At 63.4% G+C, this 678-nt stretch carries 1 pseudogene; it reads right to left on the bottom strand.

Annotation, left to right across the window (positions count from 1 at the left end):
- Positions 1–678, bottom strand: a pseudogene (locus tag RFM52_RS32740) (hypothetical protein); the annotation flags it as partial.

Raw genomic sequence — 678 nt, 5'->3', positions numbered from 1 at the left:
TGGATTTTCCCTCTGCAGCTCCTGCGCCAGAAGTTCGTAATCTCTCTGGATATGCTCATCGCTCAGCCATTGCGTGGCGCCTAGTGCCAGTCCGCTGCGGTCGTGAGACGAGGCTTGCGGATCGAGCGCCTCAACCTGAGCGTCGGAGGCTGTACCTGGAGGCGGGGCATAATGGGCATCATCACGCAGCTCGGCCGGTGTGGACGGCAAATCGACCAGGGAATCAAGACCGCGGTAGATGTCTGACGAGCGAGCTGACGTGGATTTCGGCGTTGGCCACGTAGTCGCGTCAAAATCCGACGGAATCTGCGGCGACCAATTCGAGTCGGAGCCGGCAGATTCCCGCCGCCCAGCTTGGTCCACCTCCTGCCAAAGCTGCGACTGATCGTAACTTTCCTGCGAGGCGGCAGGCCTTACCCCCCAATCGGCCTGCTCCCGCGAGCCAAGCTGTGGCCCGAGCTCCGGGTGCCTGCCATGTGCAGCGCTCGACGCCGCCGAACCTTCGCCAGGCACGCTCGATGATGGCCCGGCAATCGATCTCGACCTGGCAGCGTCCGACCGCGGCGCGGAGCCGGCATCGTCCTGCAAGTCGACGATGTCATCAAGACCGGCATAGATCTGCGATGATCTGCGTGACGAGCCGGGCTGGGCAATTGCCGAGCCGTCAACTGCGGTCCA

The organism is Mesorhizobium humile, from assembly GCF_033977215.1.
Lineage (GTDB): Bacteria > Pseudomonadota > Alphaproteobacteria > Rhizobiales > Rhizobiaceae > Mesorhizobium > Mesorhizobium humile.
This window is presented reverse-complemented; position numbering and strand designations above follow the sequence as displayed.